General features: G+C 71.1%; 16 protein-coding genes. 3 read left to right on the top strand and 13 right to left on the bottom strand.

Features of this window, described 5'->3' with window-relative positions; translation table 11 throughout:
- Positions 1-211 precede the first annotated feature (211 nt).
- The 5 genes from RNB18_RS40340 to RNB18_RS40360 all read right to left on the bottom strand — a co-directional run bounded on the left by RNB18_RS40340 (position 212) and on the right by RNB18_RS40360 (position 5,971).
- Positions 212-1,573, bottom strand: a complete 1,362-nt coding sequence (locus RNB18_RS40340; RefSeq protein ID WP_311719087.1) for a CapA family protein — start codon at positions 1,571-1,573, stop codon at positions 212-214.
- Positions 1,570-3,465: a CocE/NonD family hydrolase gene (locus RNB18_RS40345; RefSeq protein ID WP_311719088.1), complete on the bottom strand. Its 1,896-nt coding sequence runs from the start codon at positions 3,463-3,465 to the stop codon at positions 1,570-1,572. Before RNB18_RS40345 ends, RNB18_RS40340 begins: the two co-directional genes overlap by 4 nt.
- Positions 3,465-4,346, bottom strand: a complete 882-nt coding sequence (locus tag RNB18_RS40350) for a substrate-binding periplasmic protein (protein ID WP_311719089.1) — start codon at positions 4,344-4,346, stop codon at positions 3,465-3,467. The genes RNB18_RS40345 and RNB18_RS40350 overlap by 1 nt, the downstream gene beginning before the upstream one ends.
- 74 nt (positions 4,347-4,420) lie before the next feature.
- A complete protein-coding gene (locus RNB18_RS40355) occupies positions 4,421-5,206 on the bottom strand; it encodes an amino acid ABC transporter ATP-binding protein (RefSeq protein WP_311719090.1) in 786 nt (261 codons plus the stop codon).
- Positions 5,207-5,209: 3 nt separating this feature from the next.
- Positions 5,210-5,971 carry an amino acid ABC transporter permease gene (locus RNB18_RS40360; RefSeq protein ID WP_311719091.1) on the bottom strand — a complete coding sequence of 254 codons (762 nt, stop codon included), beginning with the start codon at positions 5,969-5,971 and terminating at the stop codon, positions 5,210-5,212.
- A 150-nt stretch (positions 5,972-6,121) separates the two neighbouring features.
- On the opposite strand from RNB18_RS40360, the gene RNB18_RS40365 reads away from it, so the two are divergent.
- Positions 6,122-7,204 (top strand): ArsR/SmtB family transcription factor, encoded by a 1,083-nt coding sequence (locus tag RNB18_RS40365; RefSeq protein WP_311719092.1) that lies wholly within the window; start codon positions 6,122-6,124, stop codon positions 7,202-7,204.
- A gap of 23 nt (positions 7,205-7,227) precedes the next feature.
- On the opposite strand, the gene RNB18_RS40370 is transcribed toward RNB18_RS40365, so the two are convergent.
- Together RNB18_RS40370 and RNB18_RS40375 are read right to left on the bottom strand one after the other, a co-directional pair.
- Positions 7,228-7,977, bottom strand: a complete 750-nt coding sequence (locus tag RNB18_RS40370) for a hypothetical protein (RefSeq protein WP_311719093.1) — start codon at positions 7,975-7,977, stop codon at positions 7,228-7,230.
- Positions 7,974-8,591, bottom strand: a complete 618-nt coding sequence (locus RNB18_RS40375; RefSeq protein WP_311719094.1) for an RNA polymerase sigma factor — start codon at positions 8,589-8,591, stop codon at positions 7,974-7,976. The genes RNB18_RS40370 and RNB18_RS40375 overlap by 4 nt, the downstream gene beginning before the upstream one ends.
- A 272-nt stretch (positions 8,592-8,863) precedes the next feature.
- Here RNB18_RS40375 and RNB18_RS40380 point away from each other — a divergent pair, with 272 nt between their 5' ends.
- Positions 8,864-10,990 (top strand): peptidoglycan recognition protein family protein, encoded by a 2,127-nt coding sequence (locus RNB18_RS40380; protein ID WP_311719095.1) that lies wholly within the window; start codon positions 8,864-8,866, stop codon positions 10,988-10,990.
- 4 nt (positions 10,991-10,994) lie between these two features.
- Here the strand turns inward: RNB18_RS40380 and RNB18_RS40385 are convergent, their stop codons facing one another.
- Together RNB18_RS40385 and RNB18_RS40390 are read right to left on the bottom strand one after the other, a co-directional pair.
- A complete protein-coding gene (locus tag RNB18_RS40385) occupies positions 10,995-12,467 on the bottom strand; it encodes an MFS transporter (RefSeq protein ID WP_311719096.1) in 1,473 nt (490 codons plus the stop codon).
- An 89-nt stretch (positions 12,468-12,556) separates the two neighbouring features.
- On the bottom strand, positions 12,557-12,904 hold the full coding sequence (locus RNB18_RS40390; RefSeq protein WP_394817756.1) for a hypothetical protein: 348 nt from the start codon (positions 12,902-12,904) through the stop codon (positions 12,557-12,559).
- A 267-nt stretch (positions 12,905-13,171) separates the two neighbouring features.
- Between RNB18_RS40390 and RNB18_RS40395 the strand changes: the two genes are divergently transcribed.
- Positions 13,172-13,633: a DUF1877 domain-containing protein gene (locus RNB18_RS40395; protein ID WP_311719098.1), complete on the top strand. Its 462-nt coding sequence runs from the start codon at positions 13,172-13,174 to the stop codon at positions 13,631-13,633.
- 27 nt (positions 13,634-13,660) lie between these two features.
- Here RNB18_RS40395 and RNB18_RS40400 read toward each other — a convergent pair whose 3' ends face one another.
- From RNB18_RS40400 to RNB18_RS40415, 4 genes are all read right to left on the bottom strand, one after another.
- The gene (locus tag RNB18_RS40400) at positions 13,661-14,257 is read right to left on the bottom strand and encodes a hypothetical protein (RefSeq protein ID WP_311719099.1); all 597 of its coding nucleotides are present in this window, start codon (positions 14,255-14,257) and stop codon (positions 13,661-13,663) included.
- A 76-nt stretch (positions 14,258-14,333) separates the two neighbouring features.
- Positions 14,334-14,837 (bottom strand): hypothetical protein, encoded by a 504-nt coding sequence (locus RNB18_RS40405; protein WP_311719100.1) that lies wholly within the window; start codon positions 14,835-14,837, stop codon positions 14,334-14,336.
- An 86-nt stretch (positions 14,838-14,923) separates the two neighbouring features.
- Positions 14,924-15,691, bottom strand: a complete 768-nt coding sequence (locus RNB18_RS40410; protein WP_311719101.1) for a DUF4328 domain-containing protein — start codon at positions 15,689-15,691, stop codon at positions 14,924-14,926.
- Positions 15,692-15,813: 122 nt separating this feature from the next.
- Positions 15,814-17,466 (bottom strand): beta-N-acetylhexosaminidase, encoded by a 1,653-nt coding sequence (locus RNB18_RS40415; protein WP_311719102.1) that lies wholly within the window; start codon positions 17,464-17,466, stop codon positions 15,814-15,816.
- Positions 17,467-17,476 lie beyond the last annotated feature (10 nt).

Here is a 17,476-nt window from a genome sequence, read left to right on the forward strand (position 1 = left end):
GCGCGAAAGGCACGTTACGACCTGAAACCGCTGCTCGTCCATGTCCGTACAAAATGCAACTACCTCGTGATCCGGGGTGGGCCCTGCGGGGTGTGACAGAAACCGCACTCATGGCGCTGAAGAAAGTACGGGCCGCCGCGCGGCCCGTGCCGCGCGACGGCCGGGGCCTCTCCTGTGGGGGGTGGCGGCCCCGGCCGTCTCCGCGGTTACCTCAGAGGCTGAGGTGGCCGACGCCTTGCCGGATGGCGATCTCCGTGCCGAACGGTTCGGAGAGTCGTCGCAGGCGTCGCAGGATGCGCTCCGCGGCGGGTGGGTCGGCCGGCCGGGGGATGCCGCGGTCGGCGTCGCGCGGGCCGTCCCAGTGCAGTTCGACCGGATGCAGTTCCACGGCCCGGAGGGTGCCGTCGCCGTCGAAGCGGCTGACCGCCACCACGGACTCGTACCAGATCTGCTCGCCGAAGACACCGTGGACCCGTTTGCGTTCCAGGAACTCGGCCTCGGTCTCGTGCTCGCGACCGCCGTCCTTGTCGAAGGCGCCCCGGGTCAGCGGCTGCTGGGTGTTCTCCATGAAGACGAAGTTGCCGAGGGAGTAGAAGATCGGGCGGCCCCGGTACACCTCGATGCCGCGGAGCTGGTGGGGGCCGTGGCCGAGGAACGCGTCGGCACCGTTGTCGATCGCTTCGCGGGCGATGGGCGGAAGGAAGTCGGGGGGCTCCTGGCTGTAGTTGCCCGGCTCGTGGGTGTGCATCGTGGCGATCGTGAAGTCGGAGGTCTGTTTGGCCTGTCGGACGGTGTGCAGCACCTGGCGGCGGTCCGACTCGTGTACGGAGAAGCGGAACTCCACGGCGTCGGTGTGGGGCTCGGGACCGGGTTTCGCTGCGTAGCGGGTGCCGAAGAGGGTGACGGTGCCGTCCCTGCGGTCGGCCTCGTGAACGGAGGCGCGTACCGAGCCGGGCGGCAACGCGTCGCGGATCAGGGCGAGTTCACGCAGGCGCTGGGCCGCCACGAGCACATGACGCGTGGTGCGCAGCGCGTTGACGCCGGGGCGGCCGGGGACCCGGCCGAGGGGGTCGGCGGCGCGGGACATGGGCTCGAAGCGGGAGGCGACGGAGACCAGGGAGACACGGCCGGCGGGGGTGGTGAGGAAGCGCGGGGCACGCGCGTCGGCGAGGGTGTCTCCGGTGCCGGCGTGGACGATGCCCGCCTCGGTGAGCAGACGGTCGGTGGACCGCATGCCGGCCACGCCCCAGTCGGTGGTGTGGTTGTTGGCCCTGGCCATCAGGTCGAACCCGATCCGGCGGAGATCCGCGGGCACCCGTGAGGTGCTGATCAGCCATGATCCGCCGGACTCGGCTTCGGGCCAGCCGTCGAACTCCGTCAGGTCGATGGCCGTGCTCTCGAAATTGCCGAAGGTCACGTCTGCCGACCGCAGCAGCTCCAACAGGCGGGGCGAGCGGGCTTCGAGGAGCGGGGCGAGCGCGTCGTCCACGACCAGGTCACCGACGGCGGCCAGGGTGAAGCCGTCGCGCACATTCGCCTGACGCCAGGAGGGTGACAGCTTTCCATCGGTCATGCGGGGCGTCCTTCGGGCTTCGGGCGGAGCACGGACAGGGTCAGCCAGGAACGGCCGCCCGTGTGGACGCGGTTGGTGGCGACAACCTTGCGCCGCTCGCCGACATCCGTGCCGCCGGTGTTGGAATTGACGTCGAAACGGGGGAAGTTGCTGGAGCTGACGTCGAGCCGCAGCCGGTGGCCGGCCAGGAACAGGTTCGCCGTGTCCGGCGCCTCCACCGTGATCTCGTACGTCTCCCCCGGCGTCATCGGCTCCGGCTCGCTGAAGGAGTTGCGGTAGCGGCAGCGCAGGATGCCGTCGGTGAGGTTCATCGCGAAACCCTGCGGATAGTCCTCGCTGGGCGGGTGGACGTCGACGAGCTTGACCGTGAAGTCGGTGTCGCGGGCGGTGGACGACACGGTGAGGTGCACGGCGACCGGTCCCACGACCGCCAGGTCGCCGGTGAGCGGCGGGGTCTGGAACACCAGCACGTCGGGTCTGCTGTCGAGGGGCAGGTGCGGCTCGGTCACGCCGAAGAACCGATCGTCGGGGTGCTGATGGAAGGCGCCGCCGCTCATCACCGGTTCGCCGGAGGTGACCTGGCCGCCGAGGGTCGGCACCGGATCGCGGGGGTCGAAGTCGTACTCCAGGAAGGCGCCTTGGGCGTCGCACGTGTCGCAGGCCGTCGCGAGGGTGCCCGCGCTGCCGAGGACGAGGGTGAGGTTCGCGCTCTCCTCGGGTGGCCAGGAGGTTGCCGTGTGCCAGCGGCCGCCGTGGTCGAGCCGCCCTTCGGCGGTACGCCGGCCGGAGCCGCCGCCCATGAGGAAGTACCGCACGGCAGGCGGCGGTTCCGCCATGCCGTCCGGGCCGAGGTGCGCGTCGAACCAGCTCAGCCGCATCGCCGCGTAGTGCTCGGCGAGGCTGCCGTCCAGTCGGGCCTGCGGGCCGAAGTCGACGTCACCGGCGAAACTGTGGCTGCGCCCGCCGTGGGTCCAGGGGCCGAGCACCAGATATGCCGGGCTGTGCTTCTTCCGGCCGAGTTCGCGGAAGTTCTCCGTGGCGGTGCGGACGTAGGGGTCGTACCAGCTGGACATGTGCAGGCTGGGGACGTCCGGGAAGTCGTCGTAGAAGCCACGGGCGTAGATGCCCGGCTGCTGCCAGTACGGGCCGAAGGTGCCGTTCTCCCACTGTTCGAGGAGGTAGTCCTCGTACTCCGGGACGAAGCGGAGCGGGCTGGCGCCGCGTCGCCAGGGCATGCGGGTGAACCAGGCCTGAAGGTCCTCCGACTCCAGCGAGGCGCGCAGGACCGGATCGGTGCGCACCGTCTCGCTCACCTTGGCCCGATGGAACGCCCAGGTGGCCTGCTTGAGTTCGAAGGCCCCGCCCATCCGGGTGCCGGCCTCGTAGGCGCTGGCGAAGCCGCCGGAGTCGAGGAACATCGCGGCCAGGTGCGGTGCGCCCAGCGAGGCGAGGGCGGCTTGGGCGTGCGCGGAATAGGAGACGCCCATGGTCGCCACCCGGCCGTCGCACCAGGGTTGTCCGGCGATCCACTCGACGGTGTCGTAGCCGTCGGTCGCCTCGTTCAGGTACTTGACGAAGGTGCCCTCCGAGTCGCCCCGGCCGCGGCAGTCCTGCCGTACGATCCGGTACCCGCCACGGGTGAACACCTCGGCCACGGTCTCGGGCGCCGGCGGGTTCTCGCCGCCGAGGGCACCGTCCGAGGTGCGCGCGGCCCGGCGCCCGTACGGTGTGCGCTCCAGAACGACGGGGCCCGGCCCCGGGTCGGGACGGTCGGCGTAGACATCGGCCACGAGCTGTACGCCGTCCCTGACCGATGTCCGCAGCACCCGCCGCCAGCACGCCCGGCCACCGGGCAGCGGCACCCGTTGCCACTCGTCATCGGTAACCGGCATCACTTGGCCCCGGGGAACTGCGACTTCAGCGCGGGCCACGCGGCGATGAGCTCGGGCTGCGGCCGGGTGGTGAAGTACTTGCGGTACAGCTTGGCGTAGGTGCCGTCCGCGACCATGTCGGCGATCTTCTGGTCGAGGGCCTTCAGGAAGGCGCTGTGCTTCTTGGGCACCGCCATCGAGGTCGGATGGTCCACCGGCGCGGACACCGCCTGCCGCAGGCCCTTGTACTGCTTCATGAACTCCGTCGCGTCGGGACCGCCCACCAGGAAGGCGTCGATACTGCCGTTGAGCAGCTGGCTCACCGCCGCGTTCTGGGCCTGGAAGCGGACCGGCTGCGCCTTGGGTATCCGCGTGGGCAGTTGAGCCTCCTGCGAGGATCCGGTCACCACGCCCACGCGCTTGCCGTTGAAGCCGTCGAAGGTCGAGATCGTGCTCTTCGAGGTCGTCAGGACGGCCACGGTGCTCCAGAACAGCGGCTTGGTGAAGTCGACGCTCTTCTGCCGCTCCTCGGTGACCCCGAGCCCGGACGAGGCCAGGTCGTACTGACCGGCGGTCAGGCCGGCCAGCGATCCGGTGACGGACGTCGACTTGTAGTCGACCTTGAGTCCGAGTCGCTTCGCGGCCTCGTCGGTCACGTCGACGATGAAACCGGCGGGCTTCCCCGAGTCCTCGGCGTAGGCGAAGGGGGGCTGGCCGGTCTGGGTGGCGGATCTGATGGTCCCGGACTCGATCAGACCGTACGGGTTCGATGCCTTGCCGGTATCCGCACTGCCATTGCCCCCGCAGCCGGTGAGCGGGAGGACGAGGCCGGAGAGGGCGGCGAGGGCGGCGAGGGCGAGCAGTCCACGACGGTCAAGAACATTACGGGACGATATGGACATTTGAGGGTCTCCTTGAGGAGGGGTGGGCGGTGCAGGGGTGGGCTCGGAGAAGCGGCGCTTCAGAGGGCGAGGGCTCAGAGGACGCGGGCGAGGAACTCGCGCAGGCGTGCCGTCTCGGGGGCTTCCAGTGTCCGGCGAGCCGGGCCGGACTCGGCGATGCGGCCCTCATCCATGAAGATCACCCGGTCCGCGACCTCACGGGCGAAGCCGATCTCGTGCGTGACGGCGATCATCGTCATGCCGGATTCGGCGAGCAGCCGCATCACGTCGAGCACGTCCTTGACGAGCTCGGGATCCAGCGCGGAGGTGGCCTCGTCGAACAGCATGACCTCGGGCTCCATCGCCAGTGCGCGCGCGATGGCCACCCGCTGCTGCTGGCCGCCCGAGAGCTGACTCGACCGGGAGTGGGCCAGCCCCGCGAGGCCGAGCCGCTCCAGCTGGGTCATGGCGACGGCGTCGGCCGCCTCCTTGGCCATCCCGCGGACCTTTCGGAGGGCCACGGTCACGTTGCGCAGGACACTCAGGTGCGGGAACAGGTTGAAGTGCTGGAAGACCATGCCCACCCGGGTGCGGACCGCGTCCACGTCCACGCCCGGACCGGTGATCAGGTCGCCACCCAGGCGGATTTCGCCCGCCGTCGGCGACTCCAGCAGGTTCATACACTTCAGGAGCGTGGACTTGCCCGAACCGGACCGGCCGATGACACACACGGTCTCGCCCGCGGCGACCTCGAGATCCACCCCGCGCAGGACCTCCACGTCGCCGTAGCGCTTGTGCAGGTCGCGAACGGAGACCGCCGCCGCGGTGGCCGTCCCCGCCTCGTCGGTGCGGGGGTTCTTCTCGGACAGTGTTCCGGCCATGGCTCAGACCTCCATCACGGACGGGGCGGGCGTGCCGACAGCCGGGGTGGCCGCGGGTTTGTTCCTCTTCCGTCCGCCGGTGCGCAGACGCAGGTCGAGCCGGTTGACCAGGAAGGTGAGCGGGATCGTGAGCATCAGATAGCAGGCACCGGCGGCCACGAGTGCGGAGGAGTTGTATGTCGCCGCCTGGCGTTCCTGGGCGATGAAGTAGAGCTCGCGCTGCCCGAGGCCGAGCCCGAGCAGATACACCAACGCGCTCTCCTTGATGTCGATGATGAACTGGCCGGCCAGCGCGGGCAGCACGTTCCGCACGCCCTGCGGAACGACGATCACCCGCATCGCCGTCAGATAGGACATGCCGAGGCTGCGGGCCGCACTGAGCTGCCCGGCCGGGACGGCCTGGATGCCGGACCGGAAGATCTCCGCCAGGTAGGCCGCCGATATGAGGCCGATGGCGAGGACCGCGTACCCGAGCGGATCCCGGCCGAACGGACGGATCCCGGCCGACGGCAGGCCCAGGCCGACCAGGCTGACGGTCACGATCGCCGGCAGACCGCGGAACACGTCGACGTAGATCCGCGCGGGGAGCCGCACCCACCGGCGGTGCGACAGCAGCATCATCGCGAGCAGCACACCGAGCACGACACCGAAGACGATCGCCAGCCCGGCGATCAGCAGGGTGTTGCGCAGGCCCTCGGTCAGCAGGACGGGAAACGCCTTGAGTAGTTCGTCGGGGTTGAAGAACGTCTGCAGAAACAGGTGCATCGGCCGGAGCCTCTCGCTGCTCGGACTGCTCGGAGCGGAATCGACGACTGCTCGGAGCGGCGGGAATTGGACGCAGCCTAGGTCGGCCGGCGGGCGGCGGCAGCGATGCTTACCGCGTACGCGAAAAGCATCCGCTGTACGCTGCGCCGCATGGCCGTGGTCATCACCTTGCAGGGCGCGGTTCCGGCGGACGTGGCCGTCGGTCTCTCACCGCTGGCCGAGCTGATGGCGTGCCTCCACTCGATCGCCGAGCCCGAGCACCACCTCGTCGGACGCCCGTGGCTGGAACGCGTACGCGCCGATCTGTCTCCGGAGGCCCAGAGCCTGATCGCGGTCTACGCGCCCCTGTGGACCCGGCGGCGCTGCCGTCTGCTGATGCCGCTGGAACCGCCTTTGGGACGGACGCTGGAGCAGGAACTCGACCGCCTGGAGGCACTCCCGCTGGACGACTTCGTGCTGGGCGTCGCACCGAGTGTGCACGGGGGCGTCTTCGACACCCGCGACCTGCTCACCGACGAGGCGGTCCGCGACGCCTACACCGTCTCCAGCGAACGGCGCTCCTTCAGCCGCGGCGAGCTGGCCCGCAGCCTGCTCCAGGCCCCGGAACGGATGCGGACAGGGCTGCTGGAGCTGCTGCGGCGCTGCGCCGCCGAGTTCTTCGACGCCGAATGGGCTCGGGTACAGCACCGGCTGGAGGGCGAATGCACCCGCCTGAGGGCCCGGGTCCAGGCGCTGCCGCTCCCCGAGGCACTGGCCTCACTCAGCCCGAACGCCGTCGTCCGGCACAACCCGCCGGCGGTCGTCTACGACAAGCTGCAGTCACTCACAGCCGACCTGCGCGGCCGTCGCTGCCTGCTCGTACCGTCCGCGCACTCCCGGCCGCATCTGATCGTCAAGGACGATCCGCCCTACCCGCTCGTCGTGCACTTCCCCGTCGAGAACACCGCTCAGGTGGAACGGGCCACGCTGGCACAGGTGCGGCTCAGACTGGCGATCCTGTCCGACCCCGCGCGACTGTCGCTCTGCCGGCATCTGGTGAACGAACCGATCACCACGTCCGACCTGGCCGTACGGACGGGAATGACCCTGCCTCAGGTCTCCCGCCACCTCGGACGGCTGCGCGAGGTGGGTCTGCTGATCTCCCGGCGGGACGGCCGACAGATCTACCACCGGTTGGACACGGACCGCCTCATGCATCTGGGCGTGGACGTGTTGACCTCGATCATCCGCTGACGGCCGGCCGGTTGAGGCACGGGTCACTGCTTGTTGGGCTTGTTCTTGTCCGCGTTCCGGGGGTCGCTCGCCTTGGCCGTCTGCTTCCCCGGTTTCGCGTCACCCGCGGCACCCGCGTCGGCCGTCCCCGCGTCCTCGCCCGTCAGCTTGGCGCAGTAAGCACTCACGTTCGCCTCGCCGCCGGCCGCCGTCACGAGCCGCTGGAACGCCGTGGAGTCCAGCGCCTTGCCCCGGCCACGCAGCTTCTCGTAGGCACGGCAGTGGGCCAGGGTGTCCTTCGCGGTGGGCGGGCGCTCGGCGGGGGCGGAAGCGGACGCGGTGGGCCTCGCGCTGCTGTGGGACTCGACCGGGGTGCTCGCCGAGACGCTCGGGCGCACGTCCTTGCCGCCCGCGCCCTTGGCCTCACCGCCGCCCACCGAGCCGATCGCGGCGTAGGCGACACCGCCGAGGGTGAGACTCGCGAGGAGCACGGAGAGCGTCGTCTTCACCGAACGTGCCCAGCGGCGCTGCGCGCGGGGCCGCCAGTCGTCCCGCCGCCGGGTCCGCGCCCGGTGCGCCCCGGCGTCCCTCGCCGCCCGGTAGGCGGCCACGGCCCGCCGCTCCGCCTCGCCGTCGGGCTTCTCCCCGCGGAGGGCCGCGGCGAACAGCGCCTCGAGGGGGCTGTCCCGCAGGGTCTCCTCCGTGCGCGCATGCCGACGGCCGGGGGCATCGCCGCTCCGCTCGTCACCCATGCCGTGTCCGTCCCTGTCCGAGGTGGTGTCCTCACCTGTCATGTCGACTCCCCCAGCGTCCGGGGGCCGTCATCCGTCACACTCTCGGCGCCCAACTGGTGCGCCAGCCGCTTCAGCCCCCGGTACGCCGCGGTGCGCACCGCGCCGGGGCGCTTGCCGAGGACGCGGGCGGCGGCGGGGCCGTCCAGTCCGACGACGACCCGCAGCAACACCGCCTCGGCCTGGTCCCGCGGGAGCCCCCGGACCAGTTCGAGGGCGTACTCGGTGGAGAGGGACTCCAGCGCCTGGTCGTGGGTGCTGTGCGGGCCGGGCAGGTCCAGCATGTCCTGCTCCAGCGCCGCCGACCGGGGCCGCACCCGCTGCCGGCGCAGATGGTCCAGGGCCCGGTGCCGGGCGATGGTCGCGGTCCAGCCGCGGAAGCCCGCCCCGTCGCCCTTGAACCGGCCGAGGTCCCGGGCGATCTCCAGCCAGGCGTCCGAGGCCACGTCCTCCGCGTCCTCCCCGACCAACCCGCGCAGATACCCGAGCAGTCCGGGCTGCACCAGCCGGTAGGCGACCGCGAAGGCGGCCTCGTCGCCCTCCTGGGCCCGCGCGACGGCCGCGCCCAGTTCCCCGTCGTACGCCTGCACGCGGCGGGGTTCCCCTCCCTGGCCCAAGAACTTTCCTGTCCGTACCGGTTCGTGGCGATTCCGCACCGTCCGGCACGGTCACGCCCTTGCCTATGTCCCCCACGGTCAACAGCGCCTGACCTCACAGAAGTGTCACAGCGGGTCGGACATCCCGGGCACCCCGCCTCGAACACCTGTGACACCTGGCAGTGTTCGTACGATGTGTAAGTGCCACCTGTGTGACAGGTGGTGTTTCTGTGACCAAATTCAGGGGTGGGGTAGTGAGTCGTCGTAAGAGCCGTGCGTACAGACCGCTCAGCATGAAGCGGCGGGCGTGGCTGACACTCGGCGCGGTTGTTCTGGGAGGCGGCGGCATCGCGACCTACGCCGCCGCCAGTCCGTCGACCGACAACGCGGGGGATCTGCAGCCCAAGCGGCCGGTGAAGGTCTACAACCTGGCGCTGAAGGCTCCCGAGACCGGCGAGCGCGAGCTGCCGCGCACCGAGACCAAGCAGTTCTCGCTGCTCGGTATCTCCTGGACGGGGGCGACCAAGCAGCTCGACGGCAAGGCGCAGGTACGCACCCGGAGCATCGACACCGGCGCGTGGACGTCCTGGCAGGACCTGGAGACGGACGCGGACCCGGTGGAGGACCCCGACGAGCGGGCCGGGGCACGCGGCGCGTCCGAACCCCTGTGGGTGGGCCCCTCGGACGGTGTCGAGGTACAGGTCGTCCACGAGGACGGCACCACCAGCGCCGGACTGCCCTCGGGTCTCAAGGTCAACCTGGTCGACCCGGGCATCGCGACCGCCGCGGAGCAGCGGGACACGGGCGACGACACGGACCCGGCAGCGTACGCCGAGGACGTGACGCCGAGCCCGACCCCGACCGCCACCACCCCCACCGCCCCCCCGTCGACGGTCCCCGAGCCGTCGATCGTCTCCCGCGCCGGCTGGGGCGCCGACGAGAAGCTCAGCCCCGACCCGTCGGAGTACAACGCCGATGTGAAGGCCGTCTTCGTCCATCACACGGCCGGGTCGAACGACTACACCTGCGCCGAATCGGCGTCGATCGTGCGGGCCGTCTACGCGTACCACACCGCCCCGGCCCCCAGCGGCAACGGCTGGAACGACATCGGCTACAACTTCCTGGTCGACAAGTGCGGCACGATCTTCGAGGGCCGCAAGGGCGGCGTCGACCAGCCGGTCCTGGGCGCCCACACCTACGGGTGGAACCGTGAGTCCACCGGCATCGCGGTCCTCGGCGAGTACACCGCAACGGGCGCCTCGAACGCCGCCCTCACCTCGGTCGCCCGGATCGCGGCCTGGAAGCTCGGCCAGTACGGCGTCGACCCCAGCTCGACGGTCCAGCTGAAGGCGGGCGCCACCCAGAGCAACCTCGCCGGTACGAGCTTCACCGCCGGCAGCCTCTACACCTTCAACCGGATCTCCGGCCACCGCGACGGCTACGCCACCGAGTGCCCGGGCAACTCCCTCTACGCCCAGCTGCCGACCATCCGCGCCTGGGCGTCCGGCCCGGTGCAAGGCCTGAAGCTCACCTCGCTGACCGGCGCGGCCCTGTCCGGCTCGACGTACTGGACCAAGGGCGCGATCACGGCGAAGTGGTCGGCCACCACGCCCGGTTCGCTGATCTCGAAGTTCGAGCTGCTGGTCGACGGCCAGGTCGTCGCCACCACGTCCGGTACGGCCACCTCGGCCGGCACCACCCTGGCCGCGGGCAGCCACAAGGTCGCCGTACGGGCCGTGCACCAGTCCGGCAAGACGGCGACGACCACCGCGCTGACGGTCGTGACCGACACCACCGCGCCGACCTTCTCCACCACACCGAAGATCACCCTGCGCACCGGCACGGTCAGCACCACCGCCGCCCCGGTCACCCTCGGCTGGAAGGCCGCCGACTCGCAGGCCCTGAAGCAGGTGAGCCTGCTGTCCCCGACGACGGCCACCTTCGGCCCGACCACCACCAGCTCCAGCCGGTCCGCCAAGCCCGGTACCGCGAGCACCTGGTCGATGAAGGCGTACGACGTCGCGGGCAACACCCGTACGTCGTCCCCCTCGTACACGCCGATGATCCTTCAGGAGACCTCGGCCACCAAGTCCGGCAGCTGGACGACCCGTTCCTCCACCAGCTACCTCGGCGGCAAGTCGTACTCCAGCGGTTCCAAGAACGCGAGCCTGACCTGGACGTTCACCGGCCGGTCCGCCGCGTGGGTGGTCTCGCGGGCGTCCACCTCCGGGCAGGCGTACGTGTACGTGGACGGCACCAAGGTCGCGACCGTGGACCTGAAGTCCTCGACCACCGCCTACCGCCAGGCGATCTGGACCAAGTCCTGGTCCAGCAGCGCCAAGCACACGGTGAAGATCGTGGTGGTGGGCACCAGCGGCCGCCCGACGATCACGACGGACGGCCTGGTCTACATCAAGTAGGGCCTCAGCCCAGCGTGTCCACCGGCTCGGGCGTCCGCTCCCCCGCACCCTGGGGAGTGGGCGCCCGTTCCGCGTTCACGACGACTCCCGCGATCAGCGCGGCCAGCAGCAGCGCCCCGAACGCCCACCAGGTGGCCACGTTGAAGCCGTGCACGGTGGCGTCGGCCTGGAGCAGCCGCTTGTCGACGCCTGGTCCGGCGTGCGCGGTCAGGTAGGTCGCGGTCGCGCTCGCGGCGATCGTGTTCAGCAGGGCCGTACCGATCGAACCGCCCACCTGCTGGGCCGTGTTGAAGGTCGCCGAGGCCGCCCCCGAGTCACGCGGCGCGACACTGCCGGTGGCCAGCGAGATGGAGGTCATCATCGCCGTGCTCATGCCGAGACCCAGCATCAGCATTCCGGGCAGGACGTGCGAGGCGTACGCCGGCTCCACGCCGACCTGCGCGATGATCGCCAACCCTCCCGCGGCCACGAGCAGTCCGGGCACGATCAGGGTCCTCGGCGGCACCTTGCTCAGCAGCCGTGCGGCGATCTGCGTCGAGCCGACGATCATCGCGGCCGTCATCGGCAGATACGCGAGCCCGGTCTTCAGCGGCGACCATCCGAGGACGCCCTGCAGGTAGTACGTCAGGAAGAGGAACACACCGAACATCCCGACGGTGACGAACAGCACGGTCAGGAAGGCGCCCACACGCTGCCTGTCCTTGACCACCGACATCGGCAGCAACGGCACCCGCGCCCGGGTCTGCCACACCGCGAAGGCCGCGAGCAGCACAACTCCGGCGACCAGCAGGGTCACCACGAGCCCGTCGTCCCAACCCCGGGACGCCGCCTCGGAGAAGCCGTACACCAGCGCCAGCATGCCGCCCGAGCCGAGCAGCGCGCCCGGCACGTCGAGGTGGGCGTCGGGGTGCCGTCCCCCGGGCGCGAGGATCGCCCACGCGCCCGCGAACGCGAGCAGCGCGATGGGCACGTTGACGTACAGACACCAGCGCCAGTCCAGATACTCGGTGAGCAGACCGCCCGCGAGCAGCCCGATAGCGGCGCCCGCCCCGACGATCGCCCCGAACACCCCGAAGGCCTTCGCCCGCTCCTTCGGTTCGGTGAAGGTCGTCGCGAGCAGCGACAGCGCGGCCGGTGCGAGCAGCGCGGCGAACACGCCCTGCAGGGCCCGCGCCCCGAACAGCATCCCCTGCCCCGTCGCGGCCCCGCCGAGCGCGGAGGCGGCGGCGAAGCCGACGAGCCCGATCATGAAGGTGGTCCTGCGCCCGGCGAGGTCGGAGATCCGCCCGCCGAGCAACAGGAGCCCGCCGAAGGCGAGGGTGTAGGCGGTGATGACCCACTGCCGGTTCGCGTCCGACATGTTCAGGTCGGCCTGGGCGGACGGCAGGGCGATGTTCACGATGGTCATGTCCAGCACGACCATCAACTGGGCGAGCGCGATGACGACCAGCGCCCACCAACGACGGTTGTCGGCCATGACCCCATCGTGCGCCTGCTGCCGCTCCCTTGGGAACGCCAGCGTCTCTTATTACGGTGTTTTTGCCTCGGGAGCCGCCGCCTCCGCGGTCAGCGCCGCACAGCCCCCGTCGCATCCCGGCACAGCAGTCGCAGCGAGCCGTCCCCGGCGAAGCAGCGGCGGGCCTCGTCCACCGGGTCCCACAGCCGTCCGTCGGGCGTACGGACCCAGTGGTCGCCGCCGCTCGTCCACCACTCGGCACCGGCCTGGCGGACGACGACCTCACCGGCGTAGGCGCCGAGCCCGCGCAGCACGGTCTCCACGGCGGCGTACGGCGCCCCCTCCCGCCGTATCTCCTCGATCAGCCGGTCGACGCGCCACAGGCTCTGCGCCGAGTAGTCGAGCCGGACGCGTGCGCCCTCGCGCAGGGCCGACACCGCGTCGGCCGCCCAGCGCATGGGCTTGGTCGCGGCGGAGGGCCTGGTTGCGGGCGTGGGGGCCTGGCGGGTCGTCACATCAGCGGTCGTATGAGCCGTCACATCAGTCATCACTTGGGGAAAGCGTCTCAGCGAGGTGTTTCGTCACCCGGATCGGTGCCTTCGCGCGGACCGGTGCAGGACCGACCCACCTTCGCCGTATCCCTCCCCGGACGGTCACAGGACCCTCTCTGTCGCAAGGTTGACGCCAGAGTGACGATTCGCCCCTCCGCTGCGCTCCTGTCTCTGATGAGCGACTACTTCCATCTCCGCGCGGTGCCGCCCTCGGCCCTGCGCAACAGCGCGAACTGGATGCAACGGCTGTTCGAGGACGACTGGGACGCCGTCCGCGAACGCATAGGCCGACACCGGGAGGAGGTGCTGGACAAGTCCTACCTGGACCACGAACTCCTCTACGCCGGCGCCGAGGTGGTCCTCGGCGGACTGCCGGTCTACCCGGGCGACCACGACAAGCCCCCGTTCCTGCTCCTGACCGCGGCCCGGGCGAACCGCGTCTCGGCATACCTCGGTTCGGCCGACTTCGAGGCCCTGTGGCTGGTCGTCCGCGAGGAGTTGCTGCCGAGACACGGCGGGGCGACCGCGGAACGGGAGGCGCGGGGGGTGTTCGCGGCGGCGCACCGGGATCTGACGGCGTTCTACGATCAGACGGCGCGCTACGGGGACGCGGTGGTCAAATGGCTCGTCCACTGAGCCGATCCTCCACCGAGCCGCCCTCCCTCACCCCCGCCGCCGGCTCCTCCGGGACACCACCGCGCGCAGCACCCGGCGGCCTTCCGTCGACACCTCCAGAGCCGGGCGCAGGCCTGCCGGGCCGTGGCCGGCGAGGAGTTCCAGGACGGTGATCTGGCGGCGCAGTTCGGCGGCGACGAGGGGAGACATGCCCTCCGTACGGCCCTCGCGGCGGGCGTCGACCGAGTCGCAGGCGTCCTTCAGGGGGTCGAGCAGCCGGTGGATCCGGAGCGCGGCGACCGAGCAGGCGTCGGCCCACGCCCGTACCCCGGCGGCGGACCGTTCGACCGGCGCGGCAGCGAGCATCCGGCGGGCCAGCAGCACGGCCTCGTCCTCACCGGAGCCGGAGCCGGAGCCGGAGCCGGAGAAGTCGCCCGCCCCGAACTCCCCGCCCAGCTTCCCCCGCACCTGCTCCAGCCGCTCGCCCCACTCCGCGGCCCCCGCGTCGTCCGCGAGCCCCGCCCACAGAGGACGAAGGACCTCGTCGTCGCCACCGAGCAGCGGTATGCAGCGATCCAAACAAGCCAACCCGCTGGCGGCCAGTCCGCGTTCGTCGGCCTGGCCGATCAGCTCCACCAGACTCATCCACGCCTCCCTCGCCGAGCGGCATCCCCTCACGGAACCCGCACTTCCCCTTACTGCGCGCGATGGCCCGGGAGTGTCACAGGGGCACCACACCGAGCCGGTCGAGCATACGGAAGAAGAGGTTTTCGGCCAACGGATCGGGGGCGGCGCTCAGTACATCGAGTAGTGGCTCCTCGGGCACCTCGTGCCCCGCCTCCGCCGCCCAGGCGACGGCCCGCGCGGCCGCGTCCCGGGGTTCGAGGAAGTAGTCCTCCAGGGTCAGCCCCTCCTCGCCGCCCCCGATGTACTCGGCCATGGCGCTGCGGGCCAGACAGGTCGTCCAGGCACCGCTCTCCGGCCCCGCCGCCTCCAGGACGACCGACGCGCTGTCCATGACGTATCCGAAGAGCGCGGGCGAACCGCTCTCCAGGGCAAGGGCGTTCATGTTCCCGACATCGCCCTCGCCGTTCGCGTACTCCCAGACCTGCCATCCGCCGGGCGCCGACTCGCGTAAGACCATGCCCTCGGCTCCGGCCAGCGCGTCCAACTCGGCGAGCGGCCGCTCCCCGCGGCCCACGACGAAGTAACCCCAGTAGCCCATCCCGGTTCCCCCTGGCTGCTCGGTACGGCTCGGGCCCGAATACACCACATTCGTACGACAGTTCGCAGCAGGATGGACCAAATCCGTCACACGGCGACGGGCACCGGGGGTCCCTGGCGGGCCTTCTCGTCCTGCATCCGGGTCAGCCGGAGCACGACGGCGGCGGCGGCCAGGGCGGCCACGAGGTCGAGACCGTCGGCGACCATCATCTGCGTCATGGAGTCGTGGATCCTCTGCGAGGTGTCGGCCTCGTCGAACGCGGTGTACAGGACCTGCCCGATGGTCTGGGAGAGGAGCCACAGCGTCCACCAGATGTTGATCAGGGCATGTCCGTCGGGCTTGTCCCCCGTGCTGCTCGCGTCCCAGATGTCGACCACGACCCGGCGCGGGTACCACAGACTCGCGATCGGCACGACCCAGCCGGCGATCACCCAGGCGCGCGCCTTGTGGTGTCCGTCCGGGGCGAACACCTCGGCGTTGCGCCGGACCCGCCACAGCCAGATCACGAAGACGACGGCACAGGCCAGCATCACGAGCACCTGTGCGCTGCCGGCCGCGGCGGTGAGCCTGTCCGCCAGATCGGCCCGGTCTCCTGCCCCGGCCCCGATGCCGCCCCCGGCGAGGTCGCCCGTGACGTCGTACATGAGGTAGTCCGCGCCGAGGGCGAACACGTCGACGGCCGCGGCCAGTCCGAGCAGGATCGCGGTGGCGCGTCCGAGGCCGACCGGCGAGCGCAGCCAGATCTTCGGTGCGGCACCGGCCGGCGGGGCCGCGAATCCGGTGGGCGTGGCGCACCCGGCGCACAGCACGCCCTCCGGTGCCGCTTCGGCATGCAGGCAGCGCGTACAGAGCATGGTGAGGTCCCCCCGAGGTGCGGATGATCAGCAGACCGCGCGGGTTCTCCCCAGAGCCTCACGCGCGGCCTGCGGAACATACGGTTCGACGGCCCCGTACGTCCACAGGAATCCCCGGCTCCTCAGCTCAGCCGGTCCGCGAGCGCCTTGAACCGCGCCCAGGTCAGGGCGGGCTTCCCCGGATCCCACAGCTTCTGCGTGGTCGCCCGCAGCGGCATCCGGATGCCTGCCGCGACCTGGTCCTGCGTCTGCGCGTTCGGGAAGTCGCACCACACCGCGAAGTACCCGCCGAGGATCTGGCTGTCGTACTTCGAGGGGACTGCTGTTGTGCCGCGGAGGACTCGCGGGGTCCACTCCTCGTAGATCCGCTGTCCCGTCGGATAGTAGAACTGGTTGGGCTGCCCGAGGACGTAGTAGAGGAACTTGTCGTTGTAGTTGACGACCTTGCGTCCCGCGCTCAGATACTCCACCGGCTGCCGGGCGCCGATCTCCTTGCCCGTCCAGTACCCGACCCGGATGTCGTCGGCGGCCCGGACGGACGTGCCCCGGAAGAAGCCGTCGTTCCACGCGATCGGGGCCCTGCGGTGCGCCCGGACGGTGGCGGCGCGGTCGTTCAGCCAGCCCGTGGTCAGGTCCTCGACGGTGGCGCCGGCCCCGTAGGCCTTCCTGGCGGCGGTGGCGAGCTGCGGGTAGGTCGCCTCCGGGTCGGACACCATGAGCGCGCGGTACTCGTCGCCGCCGAGGTGCCAGTCGGCGCCGGGGAACAGGCCCGCGTACTCGTTCAGCAGGTCGTCGACGATCTTGGCGGAAGCGGGGTTGGAGATGTCGACGGCCCCGCGCGCCACGTTCCCCGCCGCACTGCGCAGCTGAAGCTCCGGGTGGGCGTCGATGACGGCCCCCAGGTGTCCGGGCGAGTCGATCTCCGGTACGACGGTGATGTGCCGCTGCGCCGCGAGGGCGACGATCCTCTTCACCTGCGCCTTGGTCAGGTGCTGCGCCGACACGATCTCCGGGTGCGAGGCGGACTCGATCCGGAACGCCTGGTCGTCGGAGAAGTGCAGCTGGAGCCGGTTGAACTTCAGGTCGCCCAGCTCCCGGACCCGGTCCTCGATCCAGCCGGCCGTGAAGTGCTTGCGCGCGATGTCCAGGGAGAACCCGCGCACCGGCTTGGCGGGCTCGTCGCGCACGACGCCCTCCGGCGCCGTGGCGCCACCGTGCACCGCCTGCTTGAGCGTGCGGGTGCCGTAGAACACCCCCGCGTCGGCCGGCCCGCTGATGGCGACCCGCCCGCCGCGCACGGTCATGCGGTACGACTCCGGGTTCGCGCCCTTCCCGCCATTGACCGTGAGGCGTACGTCCCCGGCGCGTACGTCGTCCTTCTGCCCGGCGTACGTCAGCCCCAGCTCACCGGCGAGGAGACGCCCCTCGTCGGCGAGGCCTGCGTCGTTCACGACCACGCGCAGGCCCCGGGCGGGACGCCAGCCAGGACCGCGCGCCGGGGTGTGGGCGCGGACGGCCGGGATGGTGCGGGGTGTGGTGGACAGGGGGTACGACCGGGTGGGACTGGGGGCCGGGCTCGGGGCCCTCGAAGGGGCCGGGGAGCCTTCCGCTCTGCCGCCCATGGGTGACTCGGCCTGGGACCGGGCCGATCCGGCCGGGTCGCTGTCGCCGCCCGCCCACAGACCGAGGCCCACCCCGACCGCGACGGTGACGACGACCGCCCCCGCGATCAGCCCCCGTGCCTGCTTCTCCGTTCGCTTCCTGTGCTGGCTCACATCGCCAACC

This window comes from Streptomyces doebereineriae, assembly GCF_031845645.1.
GTDB lineage: Bacteria > Actinomycetota > Actinomycetes > Streptomycetales > Streptomycetaceae > Streptomyces > Streptomyces canus.